23 protein-coding genes are annotated in these 22,440 nt (G+C 53.6%); 13 read left to right on the plus strand and 10 right to left on the minus strand.

Annotated elements, in window-relative coordinates; translation table 11 throughout:
- Window positions 1-281: integrase core domain-containing protein (locus tag K355_RS0120390; RefSeq protein WP_022734019.1), on the plus strand; the 281-nt coding region annotated here is incomplete at its 5' end.
- 47 nt (window positions 282-328) lie between these two features.
- Here the strand turns inward: K355_RS0120390 and cimA are convergent.
- On the minus strand, window positions 329-1,942 hold the full coding sequence (gene cimA, locus K355_RS0120395; protein ID WP_022734020.1) for a citramalate synthase: 1,614 nt from the start codon (window positions 1,940-1,942) through the stop codon (window positions 329-331).
- A 288-nt stretch (window positions 1,943-2,230) separates the two neighbouring features.
- Here cimA and K355_RS0120400 point away from each other — a divergent pair, with 288 nt between their 5' ends.
- From K355_RS0120400 to K355_RS0120410, 3 genes are all read left to right on the plus strand, one after another.
- Entirely contained in the window at window positions 2,231-2,491 is a 261-nt protein-coding gene (locus K355_RS0120400) for a hypothetical protein (protein ID WP_022734021.1), read from the plus strand.
- Window positions 2,492-2,689: 198 nt separating this feature from the next.
- Window positions 2,690-3,391, plus strand: a complete 702-nt coding sequence (locus tag K355_RS0120405; protein WP_028791811.1) for a DsbA family oxidoreductase — start codon at window positions 2,690-2,692, stop codon at window positions 3,389-3,391.
- 146 nt (window positions 3,392-3,537) lie between these two features.
- Entirely contained in the window at window positions 3,538-4,194 is a 657-nt protein-coding gene (locus tag K355_RS0120410; protein WP_022734023.1) for a LysE family translocator, read from the plus strand.
- 8 nt (window positions 4,195-4,202) lie between these two features.
- Here the strand turns inward: K355_RS0120410 and K355_RS0120415 are convergent, their stop codons facing one another.
- The 3 genes from K355_RS0120415 to K355_RS0120425 form a co-directional block, all read right to left on the minus strand.
- Window positions 4,203-5,504: an MFS transporter gene (locus K355_RS0120415; RefSeq protein WP_022734024.1), complete on the minus strand. Its 1,302-nt coding sequence runs from the start codon at window positions 5,502-5,504 to the stop codon at window positions 4,203-4,205.
- A 136-nt stretch (window positions 5,505-5,640) separates the two neighbouring features.
- Window positions 5,641-6,357: a DUF6064 family protein gene (locus tag K355_RS0120420; protein WP_022734025.1), complete on the minus strand. Its 717-nt coding sequence runs from the start codon at window positions 6,355-6,357 to the stop codon at window positions 5,641-5,643.
- 13 nt (window positions 6,358-6,370) lie between these two features.
- The gene (locus K355_RS0120425; protein WP_022734026.1) at window positions 6,371-7,321 is read right to left on the minus strand and encodes an aldo/keto reductase; all 951 of its coding nucleotides are present in this window, start codon (window positions 7,319-7,321) and stop codon (window positions 6,371-6,373) included.
- 218 nt (window positions 7,322-7,539) lie between these two features.
- Between K355_RS0120425 and K355_RS24880 the strand changes: the two genes are divergently transcribed.
- Together K355_RS24880 and K355_RS0120440 are read left to right on the plus strand one after the other, a co-directional pair.
- The gene (locus K355_RS24880) at window positions 7,540-7,914 is read left to right on the plus strand and encodes a MerR family transcriptional regulator (RefSeq protein ID WP_022734028.1); all 375 of its coding nucleotides are present in this window, start codon (window positions 7,540-7,542) and stop codon (window positions 7,912-7,914) included.
- A complete protein-coding gene (locus K355_RS0120440; RefSeq protein ID WP_022734029.1) occupies window positions 7,911-8,306 on the plus strand; it encodes a carboxymuconolactone decarboxylase family protein in 396 nt (131 codons plus the stop codon). Before K355_RS24880 ends, K355_RS0120440 begins: the two co-directional genes overlap by 4 nt.
- Before the next feature lie 87 nt (window positions 8,307-8,393).
- On the opposite strand, the gene cysS is transcribed toward K355_RS0120440, so the two are convergent.
- The 3 genes from cysS to K355_RS0120455 form a co-directional block, all read right to left on the minus strand.
- On the minus strand, window positions 8,394-9,770 hold the full coding sequence (gene cysS / locus K355_RS0120445) for a cysteine--tRNA ligase (protein WP_022734030.1): 1,377 nt from the start codon (window positions 9,768-9,770) through the stop codon (window positions 8,394-8,396).
- Window positions 9,771-9,838: 68 nt separating this feature from the next.
- Complete coding sequence (gene gltX / locus K355_RS0120450) at window positions 9,839-11,191, minus strand: glutamate--tRNA ligase (protein WP_022734031.1); 1,353 nt, start codon at window positions 11,189-11,191, stop codon at window positions 9,839-9,841.
- 24 nt (window positions 11,192-11,215) lie between these two features.
- Complete coding sequence (locus K355_RS0120455; RefSeq protein ID WP_022734032.1) at window positions 11,216-12,892, minus strand: NAD+ synthase; 1,677 nt, start codon at window positions 12,890-12,892, stop codon at window positions 11,216-11,218.
- A 251-nt stretch (window positions 12,893-13,143) separates the two neighbouring features.
- On the opposite strand from K355_RS0120455, the gene K355_RS0120460 reads away from it, so the two are divergent.
- Genes K355_RS0120460 through K355_RS0120470 form a run of 3 tightly spaced genes read left to right on the plus strand, consistent with a single transcriptional unit; the run spans window position 13,144 to window position 15,449 of the window.
- Entirely contained in the window at window positions 13,144-13,488 is a 345-nt protein-coding gene (locus tag K355_RS0120460) for a YbjQ family protein (protein WP_022734033.1), read from the plus strand.
- An 18-nt stretch (window positions 13,489-13,506) separates the two neighbouring features.
- The gene (locus K355_RS0120465) at window positions 13,507-14,868 is read left to right on the plus strand and encodes a M48 family metallopeptidase (RefSeq protein WP_022734034.1); all 1,362 of its coding nucleotides are present in this window, start codon (window positions 13,507-13,509) and stop codon (window positions 14,866-14,868) included.
- Window positions 14,869-14,873: 5 nt separating this feature from the next.
- A complete protein-coding gene (locus K355_RS0120470) occupies window positions 14,874-15,449 on the plus strand; it encodes a hypothetical protein (protein ID WP_022734035.1) in 576 nt (191 codons plus the stop codon).
- Window positions 15,450-15,552: 103 nt separating this feature from the next.
- Here the strand turns inward: K355_RS0120470 and K355_RS0120475 are convergent, their stop codons facing one another.
- Together K355_RS0120475 and K355_RS0120480 are read right to left on the minus strand one after the other, a co-directional pair.
- Window positions 15,553-16,038, minus strand: coding sequence for a hypothetical protein (locus tag K355_RS0120475; protein ID WP_022734036.1), 486 nt, complete (start codon window positions 16,036-16,038; stop codon window positions 15,553-15,555).
- A gap of 320 nt (window positions 16,039-16,358) precedes the next feature.
- A complete protein-coding gene (locus K355_RS0120480; protein WP_022734037.1) occupies window positions 16,359-17,741 on the minus strand; it encodes a class II 3-deoxy-7-phosphoheptulonate synthase in 1,383 nt (460 codons plus the stop codon).
- A gap of 368 nt (window positions 17,742-18,109) precedes the next feature.
- Between K355_RS0120480 and K355_RS0120485 the strand changes: the two genes are divergently transcribed.
- Together K355_RS0120485 and K355_RS0120490 are read left to right on the plus strand one after the other, a co-directional pair.
- Complete coding sequence (locus K355_RS0120485; RefSeq protein WP_022734038.1) at window positions 18,110-18,853, plus strand: sulfite exporter TauE/SafE family protein; 744 nt, start codon at window positions 18,110-18,112, stop codon at window positions 18,851-18,853.
- 56 nt (window positions 18,854-18,909) lie between these two features.
- The gene (locus K355_RS0120490; protein ID WP_245562984.1) at window positions 18,910-19,491 is read left to right on the plus strand and encodes an IMPACT family protein; all 582 of its coding nucleotides are present in this window, start codon (window positions 18,910-18,912) and stop codon (window positions 19,489-19,491) included.
- Here the strand turns inward: K355_RS0120490 and gntR are convergent.
- Window positions 19,488-20,525 carry an HTH-type transcriptional regulator GntR gene (gntR, locus tag K355_RS0120495; RefSeq protein WP_022734040.1) on the minus strand — a complete coding sequence of 346 codons (1,038 nt, stop codon included), beginning with the start codon at window positions 20,523-20,525 and terminating at the stop codon, window positions 19,488-19,490. The two genes, K355_RS0120490 and gntR, sit on opposite strands and share 4 nt — an antisense overlap.
- Before the next feature lie 165 nt (window positions 20,526-20,690).
- Between gntR and K355_RS0120500 the strand changes: the two genes are divergently transcribed.
- Together K355_RS0120500 and K355_RS0120505 are read left to right on the plus strand one after the other, a co-directional pair.
- Window positions 20,691-21,290 (plus strand): gluconokinase, encoded by a 600-nt coding sequence (locus K355_RS0120500; RefSeq protein WP_022734041.1) that lies wholly within the window; start codon window positions 20,691-20,693, stop codon window positions 21,288-21,290.
- Window positions 21,287-22,315, plus strand: a complete 1,029-nt coding sequence (locus K355_RS0120505; RefSeq protein WP_022734042.1) for a TRAP transporter substrate-binding protein — start codon at window positions 21,287-21,289, stop codon at window positions 22,313-22,315. Before K355_RS0120500 ends, K355_RS0120505 begins: the two co-directional genes overlap by 4 nt.
- The last annotated feature ends 125 nt before the right edge of the window (window positions 22,316-22,440 follow it).

Here is a 22,440-nt window from a genome sequence, read left to right on the forward strand (position 1 = left end):
ACTGCTCTGGCTGCTATCAATCTGTCTTGCGCAAACACAGGATCACTCCGTCGATGACAGATGGATATGATTGCTATCAGAACGCGCTGGCCGAACGCATCAACGGCATTCTCAAACAGGAATTCCTGTTTCACCGCTGCAAGACATTCGAAGATCTCAGGCAACTGGTCAAGGAGGCCATACAGACATACAATACCATGCGACCGCACTTCGCACTGGCGATGCAAACACCAGAACAAGTGCATCAAAAAGCCAGCGGACGATATCCGCTGGCTCCTTGAAAACCGTCAACGTATTTTAGGACGGCACAAACCAAATCATTGACCGCTTAACCATGCTGGCTGCGCACGCCTGATTTAAACAGCTTATAGGTGATTGAATCACGCAACGCGTTATAGGACGCCTCGATAATGTTGGTTGAAACACCAACGGTAGCCCAATTATTGCCCTCCGCATCGCGGCTTTCGATCATCACACGCGTTACCGCACGCGTACCATCACCGCGCGTTATAATGCGGACCTTATAGTCAATCAGCTCGATCTGTTCGACCGCGTCACGATATTCTGGCACCGTCAAAAGCACCTTACGCAGGGCTGCATCGAGGGCGTTGACCGGGCCATTCCCCTCGGCGACCGACATGAATTGATCATCGCCGACAACGACCTTTACGGTTGCTTCGGACATGGTGATGACCTGATCGTCCTGCTCATCGCCCCAGCGCCGTTCATCAATCACCCTAAATGATGTGACGCGGAAATACCGGTCAAGCTCACCCATGGCTTTGCGCGCCAGAAGTTCAAAGCTTGCCTCGGCCCCATCATAGGCATAGCCATCAAATTCACGCTGTTTGACATTTTCAACCAGCTTGCCGACCGCTTCGGATTTCGGATCGACATCCACCCCGATTTCACGGAACCGCGCCAGAATGTTTGATCGCCCTGCTTGATCCGACACCAGAATATGGCGCTGATTGCCAACCAGTTCAGGTTCGACATGCTCGTAACAGGCCGGGTTCTTTTCAACCGCGGACACATGCAACCCGCCCTTATGGGCAAAGGCACTATCCCCAACGTAGGCAGCCTGACGGGTTGGTTCGCGATTCAACCGTTCGTCAAGAATATGCGAAATCCGGCGCAACTGGGTCAGTTGATCTTTGGAAACACCAACATCAAATCCCATTTTAAGCATCAGGGTCGGAATGATCGAAATCAGGTTGGCATTGCCACACCGTTCTCCCAATCCATTCAACGTTCCCTGCACTTGACGCGCGCCGGCACGGACGGCGGCCAGTGAATTGGCCACCGCATTTTCCGTATCATTGTGGCAATGAATACCAACATGGGCACCGGGGATCTGGCTGCAAACATCGGTCACGATGTCAAAAATCTCGTCGGGCAGCGTGCCACCATTGGTGTCACACAAAACAACCCAGCGTGCCCCGGCCTCATAGGCGGCCTTGATTGCCGATAACGCATAGTCGCGGCTGGCTTTATACCCATCAAAGAAATGCTCGGCATCGAACATCACTTCGGACACTTTGGTTTTAAGGTGTGCGATGGAATCCGCGATCATCGAAAGGTTATCATCAAGTTCGATGCCCAAGGCCTCGGTCACTTGAAAATCCCAGCTTTTCCCGACCATGCAGACAATCGGTGCATTCTGCGCCAAAGACGCAAGCCCCGGATCATTCGACGCAGATCGACCGGCACGGCGCGTCATGCCAAAGGCCGTCAGCTTGGAATTTTTCAATTTCGGCGGATTGGCAAAGAATGCATCGTCCGTTGGATTGGCCCCGGGCCACCCACCTTCAATATAGTCAATCGACAATTCGTCCAGCGCCTTGGCAATTGCGGTTTTATCCGCGGTCGAAAAATCCACGCCCTGGGTTTGCTGCCCATCACGCAAGGTACTGTCATAAAGATAGACGCGCTTGTCTGACATATTCATTCCAACTGATCGTAGTCTTTCGAATCCAGAAACCGACCGGTCCCGGCGAGTCAGGCAAATTGCCGGAAAAGCGCCATCAGCGCAACAGCATTACGCAAATCCGACAATCAGAGCCGTTTTCCACTCATTTCGGTGAAAATACCCCTCTTTAGGATAGCAAACCTGTCCCCTTGGACTGTTGCGCCCCTCCTTATTCAATGCTTAACTCTACCATACATTGCAAAGTGTTTGGTTGCTGCTCCACCAATTGATGTAACCATCCACTGTCAAAGGACAAACGCCATGGCATTGAAAGCCACCACCGGCATCGACGTCATGATGCTTGCAGGGCTTACTTGGGAAAGATCAGGTAAAAACTGCTGGACGGCAACGGACCGGTTTGCCCATTACACCATTTTCCGCGACATTGACCAACGCTGGTACGGCGAATGGGAACGTGACGGGGAAAAAACCCGTGCCGACTGGTCATGCCCGATTTTGGAAACCTTTGCCGAATATATGGTTGATCACGCACGCCGTCAGCCAAACGAAAACGCCCACTAAGCAAGCCTACGCCATTGGACGCGCTTCACCTCTCCTCGCGACACCACCGTTTTTGATCATTTATGTGCGGCCCATGACGTGCGCCCGACAGGAAGATGACATTTTTTCTGTTATGTGATGGATGATCTGTTCTTGCGTTTGCTGTCACAGCGATTATGTGATGGACCATCACACGGTTTCATAACGCAAGGCAAATTCATGACTGACACCATCCCCCTGCAGATCGACATTGTTTCGGACGTGGTCTGCCCATGGTGCATTATCGGCTATAAAAACCTCGAAGAAGCCGTTGCGCGGCTGGATGAGCAAGTTGACATCACAGTCCGCTGGCACCCGTACGAGCTGAACCCGAACATGGCGCCAGAAGGTCAGGACCTGTCCGAGCATATTACCGAAAAATACGGCCTCACGCCCGATCAAAGCACAGACAATCGTGACCGCATCACCATGATGAGCGAAAATGTCGGCTTCCCGATCCATTTCAGCTCCGACAGCCGCATCTACAATACCTTTGATGCCCACCGCCTGCTGTATTGGGCAGGGAAAGAAGGCAAAAGCGGCCAACAAACCGCGCTGACAATGGCCTTGTTCACGGCCTACTTCCAAGATGCCGAAAATCCGGGCGATCATGGCGTTCTAAACCGTGCCGTCGAAGAAGTCGGCCTTTCGCCGGAACGTGCTGCTGAAATTCTGGCGAGTGACGAGTTCGCCAAAGAAGTTCGCGCCGAGGAAGAAGAATTCGGCAATGCCGGCATCAGTTCGGTGCCGACCTATGTGGTTAATGGCAAGTTCGCCATTTCCGGTGGCCACCCGCCAGAAGTCTTCGAACAGGCGCTGAGCGAAATTGCCCGTCAGGGCGATGAGATTCTTGCTGATGCAGAGGCCGACGAAAACGTATGAATTTAGAAAGACGGTTCGGTAATACATCGACGACAACAAAACTCAAAATCCCCGGCTTTGTCACCGGGGATTTTTTGTATCCATCGACAGTCTTTTCAAGGTGAAGTAACTTTTCTCTGCCACCACCGCTAAACAGGAACGCCCCTATGCCTGAGCTTACTGAAATCACACAATACCTGCCCGGTATTTTGCTATCCTACCTTGCCTTGCTTGTTGGTGTCATCAGCCCCGGACCGGCCTTGCTTGGACTGATGGGTGTTTCACTTGATCGCGGACGGCTGGCCGGGCAAAGCTTCGCCTTGGGCATCGGCACCGGCTCCTTTTCCATCGGCCTTTTAACCCTGACCGGGTTATCTGCGGTCTTGGCGGCCTATGCCGATGCGATGACCGCCATTCGTATTTTTGGCGGGCTTTATTTGCTGTGGATGTCGTATAGGGCGTTTCGCACGGCCTTTCGCAAACCCGTTCCCGCCAGTGCAAATGATGATGTTCCGGTAAGCGATCCAATCACACGCAAAGGCTATTACCTGCGCGGGCTGGCCCTGCATCTTACCAATCCAAAGGCGATCCTGACCTGGATCGCGATCATTTCAATCGGCTTTACCCATGGTGCGCCGCTTTGGGTGGGGGCTGCCATCGTGATCGGGTGCGGGATGATTTCAACCTGTATGCATCTGATCTATGCCACAGCCTTTTCAACCGCGCCGGCGATTTCGATTTACCGGCGTGCCGCCGGATGGATCAACGGAGTACTTGGCGTTTTCTTTGCCGTGGTCGGCATCCGGTTACTGTTTAACCGATAAAGTTGGCGTCAGGGCCGCGCCGGATCTTCTTTCTCGGTTTCAGCTTCGGTTTCGGCTTCGGCGTCCGCTTCTGCTTCAGCCTGTTCTGCGGCCCACACGCCTGCGGTTTCCACAGCCATCGGCGACGCTGTTGGCAACACGCCCAGATAACTTTCGGTCTCGTCAGTCGGGATCGCCTCACGCTTGGTCATGCGATAGAGCGCATAAAGCGCAATGGCGCCAAATGTTACGACAAGCACCAACCAGAATGCATATGGACCAAACTGCTGCATCGCCCAACCGGTGACAAGCGGTCCCGAAATGGCCCCAATGCCAAAGGTCAGAACCAGCGCCCCAGACGCGGCTGGCATTTCCTCAAGCGTCAGAAAATCATTGGTGTAGGCCAAGAACAATGCGTAAAGCGGCGTTGTCATCCCGCCGGCAAAGAATGCCGCGGCCATCAGGGGCCAAAGCTGATCGCCGGCCATCCAGCCCAGTGCACAGGATATCCCTCCCATTAACGCCGCACCAAAGATCAGCTTGCGCCGATCCATTCGGTCCGACAACCAGCCGATGGGATATTGAAACAGCAACGCCCCCGCAAACAGCATCCCGATAAACAACGCGATCTGTGCTGTGGTCAGGTCAATCTTGGTGCCAAAAACGGCCCCCATGCCCGACTGCGTGGCATACACACTGCCCAGCAGGAAAATCCCGACAGTACTCAGCGGTGCCTCGACAAACAATTCACGTAATGGCATTGCCTTCGCGGCCTCGGTCACCGGAACCGAGGATACCGACAAAAGGATCGGCGCGAAAGAAACCGACACAAGGATTGAGGCCCCAATAAACAGCACCGATGTCGCGGCATCACCCAGTGTCAAAAGCCCCTGTGCGCCGATAATTCCCAGCGTCTGCGCAATCATATAGGCCGATAGAACCTTACCGCGTGTTTCATTGGTCGCAGCATCATTAAGCCAGCTTTCCGCCGTGACATAGATGCCCGACATGCAAAACCCGACAAGAATGCGAAGCGGCGTCCACGCCCATGGCTCCGTCAATAAGGGGAAGGCAATCAGTGCCGCCGACATGAAGCTGCCAAGGGCGGCAAAAACACGCACATGCCCCACACGGCGCAGCATCAACGGCGTCAGGCGCGCACCCGACAAAAATCCGGCAAAATAGGCCGATGTGACAATGGCCAGTTCTGCTGAGGAAAAGTTTTCGATCCCGCCACGGACACCGATAAGGGTCGAATGCATGCCATTGCCCAGCATGATCAGGACGATCCCAAACAAAAGCGCCCAGACACTAGACAAAACCTTAAACATCGAATGCCCTCTCACGCATGACAGTGGCGCCAGATCGTTGAGTTATGGATGGCTCAACGGACTGCTTGGCGTCTTGTTCACCATGATCGGCATCGGGCTTTTGATCAACCGATAATACAAACCTACAACACAGTAATTAATCAGTGGGTTCAACCAGTTCTGCCTGCGTCATTCGCCGGGTCGTTACCCCGTTTTTAAGATCGAGCCAGCAGCAAAAGACCGTTAGCCAAACCGCAACGAGCGGGACGATGGCAATTTCCTGATCCATCACCCACAACGTGGCACTGGCAATCAAACACCAGATCAAAGGAACCGGCACCAAAAGCCATCGCCAGGTACCGCGTGCCATCAAAACAAAACCAAGCGTGCCAAGGGCTGTTGGATCTGCCGCACTGCCAAATAGCTCGGCCTGCATAAGGTCCCGTCCTTCGAACAATCCGACAAACGGATAGACCACCAAGGCAATGCCGATAAACGCGGCCCCGACCACGGATGAAAAGTCCCCGCGCCAGCCAAACCGCAACGGCAACGGTCGTGCGGCAAAAACTGCCAAAAGCACGACCTCCGCGACAAACCCGGGCAGGACATACGGCACAACCCAGTTGATCGGTTGATAATATTGCCACATGAAACCGTAACTTACCCATGCCCATATCAGCGACAGCACCACCAGAATAACCCGGTTGCCGCGATGGCCATGGCGCATTGCCAAACCCGCCGCGATGACCCCGGCAACAAGGGCCGATACCACCGCCAGCCCCCATGTTGTATTCATCGTTTCAAACAGCCGGAAATACACCCGTGGCGAAAACAGCAGGAAATCGGCCAAGCCATAGCTCCACCATTCGCTCATGACCGTGCCCCCTTCATATTAAAACCCCGATCACGGCCGCGATCTGTTCGCGCATTTTGTCATCGGGTAAAAGCCCGGTCGCCGCACGCATGTTTTCGGCTGCGTGCGCCGGTTTGGTGGTGGCCGGGATCGGACAGGTCACCGCCGGATGGGCAATCAGATATTTCAAAATCAGCTGCGCCCAGCTTTGCACCTGAAGTTCAGCGGCAAATTCCGGCAGCGGCTCACCTTCGAGTTTCTCAACAAGGCTACCGCCCCGAAACGGACGGTTCACAATTACAGCAATGCCGCGATCATAAGCCATCGGCAACAGGTATTCTTCGACATCGCGGTCAATCGGGTTGTAGGTAACCTGCACGAAATCAAGGCGTTCGTTCTTCATCACCGCCATCACATCCTCGGTGCGCCGTCCGTGCGATGTGGTCACACCGACATAGCGCAGCAATCCTTCGTCTTTCAGCTTGAACAAAAGCGGCAGGTTTTCGTTTATGCCAACAAGGTTATGTACCTGCAAAAGGTCGAAACTTTTGATGTTCCAGCGTTCCTGGGTCTGGGCAAGCTGTTCCATCCCGTCGCCCGACGTCCAAACCTTGTCGGTTGAAAAGACCTGATCGCGGGCACCGAGCTTATCAAGCCCATAGCCGATAACATCCTGCGACGATCCATACATCGGGGAACTGTCAATCATCCGCCCGCCTGCAGAAAAGAAGGCGGACATCACGTCCGCACATTGATCACGCAGTTCCATATCATTGCCGACATTAAAGGTGATCCAGCTGCCCAGTCCGACCGCCGGAATTTCTTCACCGGTTGACGCAATCGCCTTGCGGATCACATCGGGGCGTTTTTGCCCGGCAATTGTTTGCGCCCACAGCGGGCCCGCCCCGCCAAGCGCCGTCGCAGCGCCCAAGGCACTTAACGCACTGGCAGATTTCAGAAATGTTCGACGATCAATTTCAGACATGGTCCATCCTGTCTTACTGTTTGTTCACCATCATCCACATGAATTGGGCAAAAATCTGCCCATACGCAACCACACGGAAAAACCGCCTTGCATAATACGTACCAATGCCAACTGCTGATGCGACACCAGACGAGTACAGATTAATGCTTGACTTAGAGCACGCTCTAGCCCCTAGCCTGATGCAGGATTGAACAAACCCAACCAAAAAGGTGACCGTCATGATGATTGGCGAAGTGGCAGAGAAAAGCGGTTTTTCTGTTCACACCCTGCGGTATTACGAGAAGATCGGCCTTCTGCCAACGTCGCATCGCGACGGAGGTGGTCGACGGTCTTATGACGATGATGTTCTGCGGTGGCTTGAATTTCTGAGCCGTTTAAAGGATCTGGGCATGCCGATCCGTGACCGGGTGCTGTATGCCCGATTGCGCACAGAAGGTGACAGCACCATCGAAGCCCGCCGCCGTTTGCTTCAAACCTATCGTGATGCACTGGCCAAGCGGGTAATCAGCTTGACCGAAACGCTTGACGTCCTCGATGCCAAAATCGCCAGTTACGACACGACGGGTACCCCGTTAAAAGGACCCCGAAAATGACCACCCAAAAATCCGCCCTTGATGCCGGCCGTGACATCGTTGCGACCCTGAACCCAACGCTTGAAGGCCAGTTGGCTGAAAAGTATGACACGCAGGTTCCCGACTTTGCCGAAAGCCTTGTCGAATGGGCCTATGGCCGTCATTACGCCCGTCCGGGGCTTGATCTGAAAACCCGGCAACTGTGCACAATTTCCGCCCTGACCGTGCTTGGCGGCCAAACCGCCCCGCAACTTCAGGTCAATATCCGGCATACACTGGCAGCCGGGGCTTCGCGCACCGAGATTATCGAAGCCATATGGCAGATGGCCATTTACGGTGGTCTCCCCGCTGCCATTAACGGACTGAATGCCGCGCAGGAATGCTTTGACGTAATCGATGCTGAAGCCGCCTGAACCAAGCGCGCTCATCACATAGCAAACACAAAAGGCCGCAGCAAGAAGCTGCGGCCTTACGTATGTCAGTTCAGAAAGCCCGGATGCTTAAACGCGTTTCCAGCTCGTGCCATCTTTGAAGTCTTCCAGCAGAATGCCGCGTGCCAGCAAATCATTGCGGATTTTATCGGCGGTTGCGAAATCCTTGTTCTTCTTGGCATCCGCACGCTGATTGATCAGATCATCAATCTCGGCGGCTTCGTCTTCGCCCGCACTGCCGGTAAACCAATCTTCCGGGTCGGCTTCCAAAATACCAAGCAACTTGGCCGCGGCGAGAATCTCGCCCTTGGCTTCCGCACGCTCGTATTTCTTTTCCGCCTTGTTGAACCGGGTCACCAGATTGTGGAATTCGGCAATCGCCAGTGGGGTATTGAGGTCATCACACAGCGCCTCAAGGAACAGACGCGGTACCGGCATATCTTCCGGGGTCACATCTGCACTTTGACGCAATGCTGTATAGAACCGATCAAGCGATTCCTTGGCCTGACGCAGGTTGTCCTCGGTCCAATTGATCGGCTGATGATAATGGGTGCCGATCATCGCAAGGCGGATCGCTTCCCCCGGCCAGCTTTCAAGCAACTCATGCACGGTGACAAAATTGCCCAAGGACTTGGACATTTTTTCGCCTTCAACCATCAGGTGACCGTTATGCATCCAGTATTTGGCATAGCTCGACCCCTGATTGGCACAGCAACTTTGCGCCAATTCGTTTTCATGATGCGGGAACACAAGGTCCGATCCGCCGCCATGAATGTCGAAATTCTCACCGAGATAGCGCGTCGACATGGCTGAGCATTCAATATGCCAGCCCGGACGCCCCCGGCCCCATGGGCTTTCCCAGCCTGGAATGTCGTCTTCGGACGGCTTCCACAGCACGAAATCCGCAGGATCTTTTTTGTACGGCGCGACTTCAACCCGGGCACCGGCGATCATTTCCTTACGATCACGGCGCGACAGCTTGCCATAGTCATCAAACTTATCGACCGAAAAGAGAACATGTCCTTCGGCGGCATAGGCAAAGCCCTGTTCGATCAGGCTTTCGCACATGGCAATCATTTCAGCGATATGTTCGGTCGCACGCGGTTCGATATCGGGTTTGGCCGCGTTCAAGGCCCCCATGTCATCAAGATAGGCCTGATGGGTGCGTTTGGTGATGTCAGAAATCGTCTCGCCGCTGTCTTTGGCGCGCGCGTTGATTTTATCATCAACGTCGGTAACGTTTCGAACGTAGGTCACATTTGGATAGATATGGCGCAAAACACGCACCAGCGTATCAAACACAACAACCGGGCGCGCATTACCAACATGGGCGTAATCATACACCGTCGGCCCGCACACATAGAGGCGCACGTTATTGGCGTCAATCGGCTCAAACACCTGTTTTTCACGGGTGAGCGTGTCAAAGATACGAAGGGTCTTGTTCATTATAATTGTCCGTTTGGCTGTGGTGTCGGGTTAAATGCAGGCATTTATCGGCGATCAAAGCAGAATGCTTAGACCGCCTTCCCACACAGCCGGTTACGTGCTTTATCCCCGCCAATCAGAACCAGCATGGTCGACATTTCCGGGCCATGTTCACGTGCGGTCAGCGCCTTACGCAGCGGCATGAACAATTCCTTGCCCTTACGTCCAGTCGCATCCTTTACCGCAGTCGTCCAAGACTTCCAGCTCGTCCCGTCAAGCGCGCCTTCCGGCAGAAGGTCAGCCGCCTGTTTTAAGAACTCGGCATCTTTATCGTCGATTTCCGGCACCACGGGCTGATGGATCACATCCCACCATTCCAGTGCCTCTGACACGCGCCAGCAATTGCCACGCACCGCGTTCCAGAACGTCTCATCGGCGGTTGCCATGCCCGCAGTAATCAGTTTGGGCCGTGCGGCTTCAAACGACATGTCATGAATGACTTTTTCATTCAGGCTGGCCAATTCAGCCGGATCGAATTTCGGGGTTGAACGCCCGTAATGATCGAGATCGAATTTCTCAAGCACTTCAGACAGACTTGCCGGTTCGATTTTATCGGACGCGCCAAGGCCGGTCAAAAGACCGACCAATGCTTCGACCTCAAACCCGTCATTGCGCAATTCACGAAGCGACAGACTGCCAAGACGTTTTGAAAGCTGCGACCCACCTGGCCCCGCCAAAAGCGGCATATGGGCAAATTCAAGCGCACCCGGTTTCCCGCCAAGTGCAAGATACAGCAAAATCTGCGACACGGTATTGGTCACATGATCTTCGCCGCGAATGATGTGGGAAACACCCATTTCAAGGTCATCCACCACGGAACCAAGCATATACAGCAACGACCCGTCTTCACGGATCAAAACCGGATCCGACACATGTTCGGTATCAAACGAACAAACGCCGCGTGCCAAATCATCCCATTCGACCATGCCGTCGGTCAGGATGAAACGCCAATGTGGTTTGCGCCCTTCGGCTTCCAGCGCGGCAATTTCATCATCGCTTAGCGTCAATGCCTTACGGTCATAGATAAACGCCTGATGACGCTGGCGGGCGGCCTTGCGTTTCCAGTTCAGTTCGCCTTCGGTTTCGTAACACGGATACAGCAATTCACGCTTTTTAAGGTCGGCAATCGCCGCGTCATATTTATCCTGACGCAGGGACTGGCGTTCTTCGCGGTCCCAATCAATGCCAAGCCACGTAAGGTCTTCGCGGATGGCGTCGACATATTCGTCCTTGGAGCGAACCGGATCGGTGTCATCAAACCGCAGGATGAATTCGCCGCCCGATTTACGGGCATAAAGCCAGTTCATCAGGGCAACACGGGCGTTCCCGACATGAAGAAGCCCGGTCGGGCTGGGTGCAAATCGCAGGACAGGTTTTGTCATTTCAAACTTTTCAGTTCAAGTGGTTCAGGTCACGAGGTTCGTGAAACCATTTGTAATAGGATAGCGTCTGTCACGGCCAAAGGCGCGCGGCGTAATCTTGACCCCCGGCGGGGCCTGACGGCGTTTATATTCCGCCCGATCGAGCAATCGCCAAACCCGGCGTACAGTCGCCTCGTCATGACCGCTATCCACGATATCGCGTACAGACCGCTCACCTTCAATCATCTGATGCAAAATATCATCAAGAACATCATAAGGCGGCAGGCTGTCTTCGTCTTTTTGGTCCGGCCGTAATTCAGCAGATGGCGGCTTGGTAATGATCCGTTCGGGGATCACCATACCATCCGGGCCCATCGCACCAGCCGGTGTATTTTCATTGCGCCAATGGCACAGGTCAAACACGGTCGTTTTATAAAGGTCTTTCAAAACAGAATAGCCACCGCACATATCGCCATACAGCGTGGCATAGCCGACCGACATTTCCGACTTATTACCGGTCGTCAGCACCATGTGGCCAAACTTGTTTGAAATCGCCATCAGGATCATCCCGCGCGACCGGGCCTGAATGTTTTCTTCGGCAATATCAGGTTCACGCCCTTCAAATGCAGGGGCCAGCATTTGATCAAACGCGCCCATTGCCGGACCGATATTAATGCTTTCGATCCCGGTTCGCAGCATATTGGCACACAGCTCTGCATCCTCAAGGCTATCGGCCGAGGTATAAGGTGACGGCATCATCACCAGCCGCACGCGATCAGGTCCCAGCGCATCAACCGCAACCGCGGCCGACAACGCACTGTCGATCCCGCCCGACATGCCAATGACAACACCGGGGAAGCCATTTTTATTGACGTAATCACGCAAGCCCAGAACAAGGGTCTGATAAATCGCATCAAGGCCGGTCGGGTGTGCGACCTTGGGCGCATCGGATGCGCAGGCCCATGTGCCATCATCACCCTTGACCCAGTTTGATGTGACAACCCCCTCGGCAAAGCACGGCAAAGCCACGCCAAGCGATCCATCACCGTTCAAACCAAACGAGCCGCCATCAAAAACCAGCTCGTCCTGACCACCCACTTCGTTGCAATAGATCATCGGCGCGCCGGTTTCACCGACGCGGTCTGCAATCAGTTGACGACGCAAGCCCCCCTTGTCGGCTTCAAACGGTGATCCGTTGGGCACAAGGAAAATCTCGGCTCCCGCCTTGGCAAGATGGGCCACCACATTGGGCGTCCAGACATCTTCACAGATTGGCACACCAATTTTGACGCCCTTGAATGAAATCGGCTCGGGCATGGGACCGGCGGCAAAGACGCGCTTTTCATCAAACACGCCATAGTTCGGCAGGTCCTGCTTGGCCCGAACGTCAACAATCTTGCCCCGCTCGATCAGAAGAACTGCATTAAAGCGTGTGCCATCAATGTCCCATGGTGTCGTCAACAGCAATGCCGGACCATTGTCGCGTTTGGCAGTATGGGCACAAATCGCATCGACCGCGTCGCGCAAATGGCGCATGAACGCAGGCTTCATCACCAGATCCTCGGGCGGATAGCCCGACAGAACCAGTTCAGAATACAAAACGATATCCGCGCCCTGATCAGCCGCAGTTTCCCAGGCCGCCACAACCTTGTCCCGGTTCCCGGTTACATCACCGACAATCGGGTTGAGCTGGGCAATCGCAATGGCAAGCATATTTGTCATGATGTTGGAATAAGAGCCCCCCCGCGCACTGTCAATTGCCGAATAACGAATATCGCCTGTTCCAAACGTGCAAGGCGCTTAAAATTTACGCCGCACTCCCATCAAGTCAAAGTGTTTTGCTCTTAAATCAGCACTGCATATCAGCTCTGCATAATTGATAATGACTTGCAAAATCGATCAAATATCGCTCTATTGCCCGCGCTGTAAAATGCAGCGCACAAAAAATCAAAATTTAAAATACGAGCAAACACATGAGCACCACCAAAAATTCAACGGCACCTATGCCCGCCGTCACCGTTTCCTATATCCCCGGACGCGAAGCTTCCGAAAACCTTGGCATTGTTTTTGGCAGTTCGGTCAGAAGCCGCAACTTCCTGTTTGATATTTTTGCCGCATTCAAAAACCTGTTTGGCGGTGAAGTACGTTCCTATACCCGTCTTCTCGACGACGCGCAGAGAGAAGCGACCAGCCGCATGCTCGAACAGGCCAAAAAGCTTGATGCAGATGCCGTTGTTGATGTGCATTTTGCCACGTCACAGGTTGCCTATAAAGCGGCTGAAATCTTCGCCTATGGCACCGCTGTTCGCCTGAAATAACGGTTAGGATTCCCAAAAATGGAAGAAATCATTCTTCCGGGAATTTTGCTGACCATCCTGATCGGAATTGCCTATCTGACCGGCCGCGTGGCCGATGGGGTACATGACCGCGCATTAAAACGCGATGAGTCGTTACTGCCCCGACAGGTTCTTGATTCAGGAAGCAACATTCCCGGTGACATAAAACTGCACGACACTGCCATGGTAACCGGCAAAGTCGTGATTGCCGAAGATCGTTTTCGCAATCTTCTGGCCCGCTTGCGCATTTTTGTCGGTGGGCGCCTTAGTGCGCATGAAGCATCAATAACCCGCGCCAAACGCGAGGCCATGTTGCGCCTGCGCACCAACGCCAAGGGTGCCAGCCATATTATCGGTATTCGGTTTGATTCCGCACAACTAAGTCGCGGCATGATCGAAATGATTGTGTCTGGCACCGCCCTTTATACCGATCATCGACCAAAGGGCGGCTTTCCATCCGCCCTGCCCGATGACGGGGTTAATATCAGCCACCGTAACCTGCTCGTCGAATTCCTGTCGGCAAGCACAGCATTTCTTCTGATTTGCTGGGGAATTTATGCGGCCAGTGGCCTGTTGGTCGAATGGGCCAGCCATGAAATCTCGGTCGAGGACGAAGTTGCCATCTGGTCGCAGCTTGAACCCGAGCTGATCAACCATCACCGCACCGCAGACGACCGCAGTTTGGCGGAAAACTATCTGGTTGATCTGATCAATTCGATCCCCAAAACGGCTCTTGGTCCGGCAGCGGCCTACGATTTTGACGTCGTGATCGTTCCCGATCCGACACCAAATGCGGCGGCCCTTCCCGGAGGATTGATCCTTGTTCATTCAGGCATGATTGATCTGGTCGAAAGCGAGAACGAGCTGCTGTCGATCCTTGGCCATGAAATCGGCCATTATAACGGGCGCGATCACCTTGAAGGATTGGGGCGCGAAGTTGTCGGTGTTGCCCTGTCAGCCATGATGTTTCAGACCGATGCGGTTTTGACCACCTGGATTGCCGGCTGGCCAAAATTGCTGACCGACCTTGATTATTCGCGCAGTCAGGAACTTGACGCCGATAATTGGAGCCTCAAGATCCTGATGGCGAAATACGGCCATGTTGGCGAAGTCGCAACGACCTTTGAAAAGCTTGGTCAAATGCAGGGCGGGCACAGTGTCATGGATTATCTGGCAACCCACCCGCACCCACAGGACCGGGTTGACCGGCTGTATAAAATGGCTCGCGACCAAGACCTTCCGATGGGCGAACCTGTCGACCTAGAAGAAGCCTTCGAAGACTTCCTTGTGCGTACCGGCGAAATCCCGGAAAGCGCGCGTGAGGAAGGCCGTAAATTTAGCCTCACAACCACGAAAGACTGACACACATGCGTGGATTTCTTTTCCCCTTCCGCTTCCTAAGCGTAAGTGGTCGCCCGAACATCGAGTTTTGGCTCACCCAATGCGTCATTTTGGCATCCACAATAATCGGTGTGTATCTGGCAAGTTTTGCTGGTTTTCAGATCGCCGTTGACTTTGATCGGTATCAGACGATGTCCGATGTCAGCAATCTGGAAAAATCGCTCGAAGCTGAGTTTGGCGACAATATCGAAAAGGTCGAAACATGGATCGCCGATTATCCAGAGGCCCCGATGACGTGGCACGCCCAAACGCTAGCACCGCGCGAAGCCCACAAACTCGACGATATGGTTTGGCAAACCATGCGCTATTCCGACCGCACGCTTGAGGTAAACCCAAAAGTTCTGACCGGTGTGCGTCGCTTTTATGGCGATATCGAAGCACAGATGACCATTTTGTTCATGCAGCAAAATGCAAATGGCTATGCCCGCAAAGCCATGGAAAAAATGACAACAATCGTTGCTACGGCCCGTCAAGACGTCCTGCCGTTACTGCAATCGGAAATCAAACGTTTGGATAGTGAATTGGCCGATATGGCCAATTAGGCCCGATTGACACCGAAACAAGACACATCAAGCAAACCGGGGCGGCATCAGTGGCCCCGGTTTTGTTTTGTCTTCGATGTGATTTTGGTGGGAACCGTGAAAGCTACAAATCCAGTGCAGCGTCGATTTCGTCCTGGCTCATGGTTTTGGCCGATCCGTGGATAATCCCGCTGGCAACATCCATGAACCGTTGCAGCGATTTGGTGACGGCATTGGCGGTTTCACGCAGCAGTTCTTCGTTGCCATCGGCAATGATCGCATCAAGCTGCGTATTGGCGTGGCCGACAATCGTATTGAGGTGATTGATGGTTTCTTCAAACGGATCACGGAACCGGCTTGGCACATGATCATAGGCCTCAATCGCCAGTTCGCGGTCGGAAAACGCACTATCGCGGAAATGATCCTGATAGCTTTTTGGAGCCCACTCTTTGCAATCCTCGATCATGTCAGGCATGTCTGGGACCATTTCGAGCAACATGACGATTTCGTTGAAGTGATTCAGATAATCGGTCGCCAAAAGCGTCGTGGAGGAAATATTCGTTCCCTCAACCTTTTTCTGCCACGCAGCAAAATCCGCTTCATCCGTCATATTTATGTGCGACCCTCAATCCCTAATATCCATCAGGTATTAGCCTGTATTTGTCTATACTTAAGAATATTCGATGCCGTTGGGTAGAGGTAAAATGAAACAATCGGCGTCAATTGATGCGGATTTGCTGTTTTTCAATCGAATGAAGACCAACAAAATCACGTAAAACGTGTTCTGACCTCAAAATTGACGTCTAAAGGATGTCATGGACCTCATCAGTACCAAGTACCAAACACCGGTCCACCATATGCCATCCCGACAAAACAAAGGCGCCCGGTTTCCCGGACGCCTTTGCCAAAACAGATCAATCCCAAGACAGATCAGGCAGAAGCCGCAAGCAGCTCACGCGCATCATCGCGTTCCTGTTTGATCATCTCAGCCATCAGGAACGCCAGTTCCAATGCCTGCCCGCCATTCAGGCGCGGGTCACAATGGGTGTGATAACGATCCGACAGGCTGTCTACCGTCACTTCACGTGCCCCACCGATGCACTCGGTCACATCGGTTCCGGTCATTTCAAAATGAACACCGCCGGCATGGGTTCCTTCGGCTTTATGCACGTCAAAGAACGTTTTAACTTCCGAAAGAATCGCATCGAACGGACGGGTTTTATAGCCGTTGGTGGCCTTGATCGTGTTGCCATGCATCGGATCGCACGACCAAACCACCTTGCGACCTTCGGCTTTAACCCGCTTGACCAGACGCGGCAGATGATCATTGACCTTCTCTGCGCCCATGCGGGCAATCAGGGTCAAACGACCAGCTTCGTTTTTCGGGTTGAGAATATCGATCAGACGGATCAAGTCATCCTCATCCATTGTCGGGCCGCATTTCATGCCAATCGGGTTGTTCACACCGCGCAAGAATTCGACATGGGCCTCATCGGCCTTACGGGTACGGTCCCCGATCCACAGCATGTGCGCCGAACAGTCGTACCAATCCCCAGTCAGACTGTCCTGACGGGTCAATGCCTGCTCATAGCCCAGCAAAAGCGCCTCGTGGGAAGTATAGAAATCGGTTTCGCGCATCTGCGGTGCTGTTTCCGCGGTAATACCGCACGCCTGCATGAAGGCAACCGCCTCATCGATCTGGGTGGTCATCTTGCTATAACGTTCACCGGCCGGGCTGCCATCGACAAACGACAGGTTCCAACGGTGGATTTTGCTGAGATCAGCAAAGCCCCCTTGTGCAAACGCACGCAGAAGGTTTAACGTCGATGCCGATTGGTTATAGGCACGGATCTGGCGCTGCGGGTCCGGAATGCGGGCTTCTGGCGTGAACTCGATCCCGTTGATGTTGTCACCACGGTAACTTGGCAGTTCAACACCATTAATGGTTTCGGTATCGGCAGAACGCGGCTTGGCGAATTGACCGGCCATACGACCGACCTTGACCACCGGGCAGGCCGCGCCATAGGTCAAAACAACCGCCATCTGCAACATTACCTTAAAGGTGTCGCGGATGTTGTTGGGATGAAATTCCTTAAAGCTTTCGGCGCAATCGCCCCCCTGAAGCAGGAAGGCCTTGCCTTCTGCAACTTCACCAAGCTTTTCCTTAAGCGCGCGCGCCTCGCCAGCAAATACCAAAGGAGGATAGCTGCCGAGCTCTTGCTCTACGGCCCCGAGGGCCTGTGCATCCGGATAAGTCGGCATCTGCTTTACAGGCAGGTTACGCCAGCTATCAATGCTCCAGCTCTTGCTCATTTGCTTCCTCTCAATCGTGCATGATCATTGTCATGCCGCATTATAACACAAATCCACTTCGCCAGCGGAATTCCGCCGTGCCGTCGGTCATTTAACCGGGCCAAACTTGATACGGGTTTTACCACCGCATTTCCACCCCTTCTCGACTTAAGGATGACAAAAACCCGCAATTTTTTGCCAAGACACATAAAATTCACGCAAAATTCCACTCAAAACCAGAAATTTGCGATGGGGTGGTCGCCGATTGCCTCTTGGTCCTGACATTGATGTATGTGCGAATCCGCCGATCCGCAATCATCAGACCATTTGCGCATCGCAAAGATTAAGGGCACACTGCGCCGCGCCCACCACCATCATTCGGAACCCCGATGTCCATAGAAACAATTGCCATTATTGCCTGCGCCTATTTTATTGCGGCATTCGTAAAGGGTGCAACGGGCTTGGGGTTCTCGACATCGGCCCTGCCAATTCTGGCACTTGGCATCGGGTTAAAGGCCGCCATGCCGCTTGTGATCATCCCGTCATTGGTCAGCAACAGCATTATCATGGCGCAGGCCGGACATTTCCGCGAAACCGTCAGTCGCTTCTGGCCGATGTTTCTGGCGACCATTCCCGGCCTTTTGATCGGGCTTGCTGTGCTTGAAATGGTTGATGGCCTCATGGCAGGGGCCATATTGGGGCTGGTGCTGATGAATTACGGGGTGTTTACCCTCCTGCGGCCCGGCCGCCCGATGTCAGATCGCGTTGCCGACCGCATTGCCCCGATTTCGGGTTTCGCCACCGGGTTGGTCAATGGCATCACCGGGTCACAGGTTATGCCGGTTTTGCCGTTTCTACTGTCGGTCCGGCTTGATCCCAAACGCTTCATTCAGGCGATCAACATTTCCTTTAGCTTATCAAGCATCGTCATGGCCTTTGGCCTGTCGCGTCTGGGGCTGATGACACTTGATTCCGTCTGGATATCACTTGCCGGACTGATACCGGTATTTTTGGGGACCAAGCTCGGCGGCATCGTGCGTAACCGCATGGATGCCGCCACCTTCCGCAAGGTCGTTCTGGTCATGCTGATCATTTTTGGCGTGATGCTGATTGGTAAGTACGCGACTCTTTAGCACTATCTTCTAGCGACACCTTACTAGCGATCCGGCCAAGGCTTTGCTATCAACGCATGATGAAAACAATCGCCCGACCGGCATATGCCGAAACCGAAGAAAAGAAATCACGTTTTCTGGCCGAGCTGGTTTTCTACGAAGACCTTGCAACGCGCATCGGTGAACTGCGCAGTCTTCACCCCAAAGCCAATCACCACGTCACGGCCTATCGTTATCTCAATGATGAAGAACAGCTAATTGAACATGGCAAGGATGACGGCGAACCATCCGGCACATCGGGTGTTCCGTGCCTTAAGGTCTTGCAAGGACGTGATCTGATCAATGTCGCGGTCATTGTTACGCGTTATTTCGGCGGCACAAAACTTGGTACGGGCGGGCTTGTGCGCGCCTATAGCGGTGCGGCCAATGCCGCCTGTAGCGAAGCCGAGATTATCGATTACATCCCGCAAGGCGAAGCCGATCTGTTTGCCGGTTTTTCCGATGCCGGAACGCTGGAACAGGCCTGCGGTCAGGACGGCATCACGGTGCTGGACCGGCAATTTGACACCACAGGCACACGCATCAAAATCGCCGGAGCGCGTGACACCCTGAAAGAACTTTCCGCACGTTTTTCACTGCCTGAGAATATTGAAGACTAAGCTTTTGCAGAAGCAGAACGTGACGTGCTTTGGCGGACCTGTAATTCAAATCCGAGATCGACAATTTTTTTGTCCGGGGTTTCGCCCGAAAGTACGGATTGAATCATTTCAACCGCATGTCTGCCAATCGCATAGCGATCAGTGCGGATTGAGGTCAGCGACGGATGGGCTGCCGCCATCATTTCAAGATCGTTAAACCCGATAATCCCGATGTCGTCGGGAACGGAAAGCCCGGCCTTCTGGCAACCAAACAAGGCACCAAGCGCCATGTCATCATTGTTACAAAAAACCGCGTCCAGATCAGGACGCCGGGCGCAAAATTGCCAGATCAGTTCAGCCCCCAGTGAAACACTTGACGATAAGGTGGTGGTCATAATCAGGTCAGGGTCATAGCGCCCCCCGAACTGAAGGGCTTCCTTAAATCCTTCAAGACGGCGATGTGACCTTGGGTCCATACGCGCACCAAGGAAACCAATGCGTTTGTACCCTTGCTGTACCAGATGAAGCCCGGCGGCCTTGCCGCCTTCAAAATGCGAAAAGCCAACAATCATATCAATCGGGTCATCGCCAACATCCATGATTTGCACCACCGGACATTCGGCATTTTCCAACAATTGACGGGTTACATCTGTCTGATCGGTCCCGGCAACAATCATCGCCGACGGACGCTGCCCCAAAAAGGTGCGCACCAGTCGTTCTTCTTCCGCCGGGACGTAGCGCGAGTTACCCAATTGGACCTGAAATGCGCCCTGACCAAACGCGTCGTAAATTGCGCGCAAACTTTCGGCAAAGACGTTGTTGGTCAGCGACGGCACGATCACACCGATAATATTGGATCGCGTTGATGCCAGCGCACTGGCATGCGAATGGGGCACATAATTGAGTTTTCGCACCGCATTGTTGATTTTACGACGCAGGTGATCGGACACCATTGATGGATCGCGCAAGGCGCGTGAAACGGTGATGGTGCTGACCCCGGCCTTGTTGGCAACATCAGCAATTGTTGGCCGCCCGGCCCCTTTGCGTTTCCTCATACCCTTACATTTATTACGTCTTTTGATAATGGACAAGTCTCTTGTGAATTAGGCTGTTGACTCGATGTTAGCGCTAACATTATGTTAGCGCTAACATCGCAAACAACAGGGCAAACAAAAGCGTAAAGCTGCCCTGATAAAAAAGAGTCGGGCGGAAATATCTTGATGGATCGGCAGATCAGCTATGTCGTTGTTATGGGCGTCTCGGGGTCGGGAAAAACCGAAATCGCCCGGCGCGTTGCGAAGGCAACCCGCAGCCAGTGGCTTGATGCCGACGATCATCATCCGATTGAAAACGTCGAACATATGCGCAGCGGCAAACCGCTTACCGATGACATGCGCTGGCCATGGCTAGCCGCGGTTGCCGATGCGGCCCGTGCACAGGCAGACATTCGTGCGTCGGACCTGTGTTCAGACACCGTTTTTATCGCCTGTTCTGCGCTCAAGCAAAGCTACCGCGATTTTTTATGTCGGAAACTCAACCCGGCGACTTTTGTGTTTTTGGACGGCACACGTGATGTGATCCAAACGCGGCTTGAAAGCCGGGTGGGACATTTCATGCCGTCCGCACTGCTAGATAGTCAGCTTGCAGTCCTCGAACCGCCGGGGCCGGACGAGAACTGCGTGACTGTCTCGATAGATGCCCCGATCGATACTGTTGTTGCCACGGTCACCGAACGTTTAAAGGCCAGCGAAAACAGCAGTCCTTCCTTTGTCAAAGAAAACACCGCCGGAAAACCGGTATTCCAGGGAGAAGATACATGACCAAGACCCTTAAATCGCTCGTAGGAGCAACCTTTGTTGCCAGCCTGATTGCAGCGGCCCCGTTTTCGGCCAATGCGCAGGAATTCACCCTTAAAATGCAGTCGAGTGACTCTGCTGGCGTTCCAAACTTTGAATTGGAACAGGACTGGGCAAAACGCGTTGGCGTTATGACCGGTGGCCGTGTTGAAGTTGAAATGCTTCCGGTCAACTCGATCGTTGAACATGCCGAAACACAAGATGCCATCGCAGCCGGCATTCTTGACGGCCACATCACCGACACCAGCTATTTCTCCGGTAAAGATCCGGCTTTCGGCCTGATTGCAAACCCGGTCGGTGCTTGGTCTGCACCATCTGAAATGCTGCGTTTCGTCGAATATGGCGGCGGCAAAGAACTGATGAACAGCCTTTTGAACCCACGTGGTTTGCAGTTCATCGGTGCCGTTACTCCGGGCCTCGAAGCCTTTGTATCATCGGTCCCGCTTGATGGCGTTGCCGATCTTAAGGGCCTGAAAATGCGCGCCCCGGAAGGCATGGTACAGCAGGTATTTGCCGCAGCTGGTGCTTCGCCGGTGAACATCCCGCAGTCCGAAGTCTTTACCTCGCTTGATAAAAAAGTGATTGATGCGGCGGATGCGACCGTGTTCTCGACCAACCAGGCGATGGGCCTGCATGACATTGCCAAACATCCTGTCTATCCGGGCTTCCATTCCATGCCGATGCTGGAAGTTTCGGTCAACAAGACCAAATGGGATTCGATGCCAGCAGACCTCCAGGCCATCCTGGAAATGTCCATCCGTGATCTTGCCCATGACATGGACGCACGTCTTGCGATGAAAGACATGGAAGCTGTTGCTGCTGCCCGTAAAGACGGTGGTGTCACCATCCATAACTGGTCTGCCGAAGAGCGTGCCAAATTCCGCCAGATTGCCACCAGCCAGTGGGAAAAAGTGGCAGCACGTTCAGAAGACGCACAGCGCGTTTATGACACCCTGGTCAAATACCTGACCGCACAGGGCATGATCTAATCTTTTGATCACAAGATGGTTTACCTGCGGCATGGATCATGTCCGCCGGTAACGACTTGAATACAATCCGGCCGCATCCTGTATAAGAGACGATACCGGGTGACGAGGTCCTCCCTGTTGCCGGA

This window comes from Thalassospira lucentensis MCCC 1A00383 = DSM 14000 (assembly GCF_000421265.1).
GTDB classification, from domain to species: domain Bacteria; phylum Pseudomonadota; class Alphaproteobacteria; order Rhodospirillales; family Thalassospiraceae; genus Thalassospira; species Thalassospira lucentensis.

Coding starts and splice junctions, on each gene's coding strand:
- cimA (WP_022734020.1), bottom strand. CDS start 1,942: ATGTCAGACAAGCGCGTCTATCTTTATGACAGTACCTTGCGTGATGGG.
- K355_RS0120400 (WP_022734021.1), top strand. CDS start 2,231: ATGGCATTGAAAGCCACCACCGGCATCGACGTCATGATGCTTGCAGGG.
- K355_RS0120405 (WP_028791811.1), top strand. CDS start 2,690: ATGACTGACACCATCCCCCTGCAGATCGACATTGTTTCGGACGTGGTC.
- K355_RS0120410 (WP_022734023.1), top strand. CDS start 3,538: ATGCCTGAGCTTACTGAAATCACACAATACCTGCCCGGTATTTTGCTA.
- K355_RS0120415 (WP_022734024.1), bottom strand. CDS start 5,504: ATGTTTAAGGTTTTGTCTAGTGTCTGGGCGCTTTTGTTTGGGATCGTC.
- K355_RS0120420 (WP_022734025.1), bottom strand. CDS start 6,357: ATGAGCGAATGGTGGAGCTATGGCTTGGCCGATTTCCTGCTGTTTTCG.
- K355_RS0120425 (WP_022734026.1), bottom strand. CDS start 7,321: ATGTCTGAAATTGATCGTCGAACATTTCTGAAATCTGCCAGTGCGTTA.
- K355_RS24880 (WP_022734028.1), top strand. CDS start 7,540: ATGATGATTGGCGAAGTGGCAGAGAAAAGCGGTTTTTCTGTTCACACC.
- K355_RS0120440 (WP_022734029.1), top strand. CDS start 7,911: ATGACCACCCAAAAATCCGCCCTTGATGCCGGCCGTGACATCGTTGCG.
- cysS (WP_022734030.1), bottom strand. CDS start 9,770: ATGAACAAGACCCTTCGTATCTTTGACACGCTCACCCGTGAAAAACAG.
- gltX (WP_022734031.1), bottom strand. CDS start 11,191: ATGACAAAACCTGTCCTGCGATTTGCACCCAGCCCGACCGGGCTTCTT.
- K355_RS0120455 (WP_022734032.1), bottom strand. CDS start 12,892: ATGACAAATATGCTTGCCATTGCGATTGCCCAGCTCAACCCGATTGTC.
- K355_RS0120460 (WP_022734033.1), top strand. CDS start 13,144: ATGAGCACCACCAAAAATTCAACGGCACCTATGCCCGCCGTCACCGTT.
- K355_RS0120465 (WP_022734034.1), top strand. CDS start 13,507: ATGGAAGAAATCATTCTTCCGGGAATTTTGCTGACCATCCTGATCGGA.
- K355_RS0120470 (WP_022734035.1), top strand. CDS start 14,874: ATGCGTGGATTTCTTTTCCCCTTCCGCTTCCTAAGCGTAAGTGGTCGC.
- K355_RS0120475 (WP_022734036.1), bottom strand. CDS start 16,038: ATGACGGATGAAGCGGATTTTGCTGCGTGGCAGAAAAAGGTTGAGGGA.
- K355_RS0120480 (WP_022734037.1), bottom strand. CDS start 17,741: ATGAGCAAGAGCTGGAGCATTGATAGCTGGCGTAACCTGCCTGTAAAG.
- K355_RS0120485 (WP_022734038.1), top strand. CDS start 18,110: ATGTCCATAGAAACAATTGCCATTATTGCCTGCGCCTATTTTATTGCG.
- K355_RS0120490 (WP_245562984.1), top strand. CDS start 18,910: ATGATGAAAACAATCGCCCGACCGGCATATGCCGAAACCGAAGAAAAG.
- gntR (WP_022734040.1), bottom strand. CDS start 20,525: ATGAGGAAACGCAAAGGGGCCGGGCGGCCAACAATTGCTGATGTTGCC.
- K355_RS0120500 (WP_022734041.1), top strand. CDS start 20,691: ATGGATCGGCAGATCAGCTATGTCGTTGTTATGGGCGTCTCGGGGTCG.
- K355_RS0120505 (WP_022734042.1), top strand. CDS start 21,287: ATGACCAAGACCCTTAAATCGCTCGTAGGAGCAACCTTTGTTGCCAGC.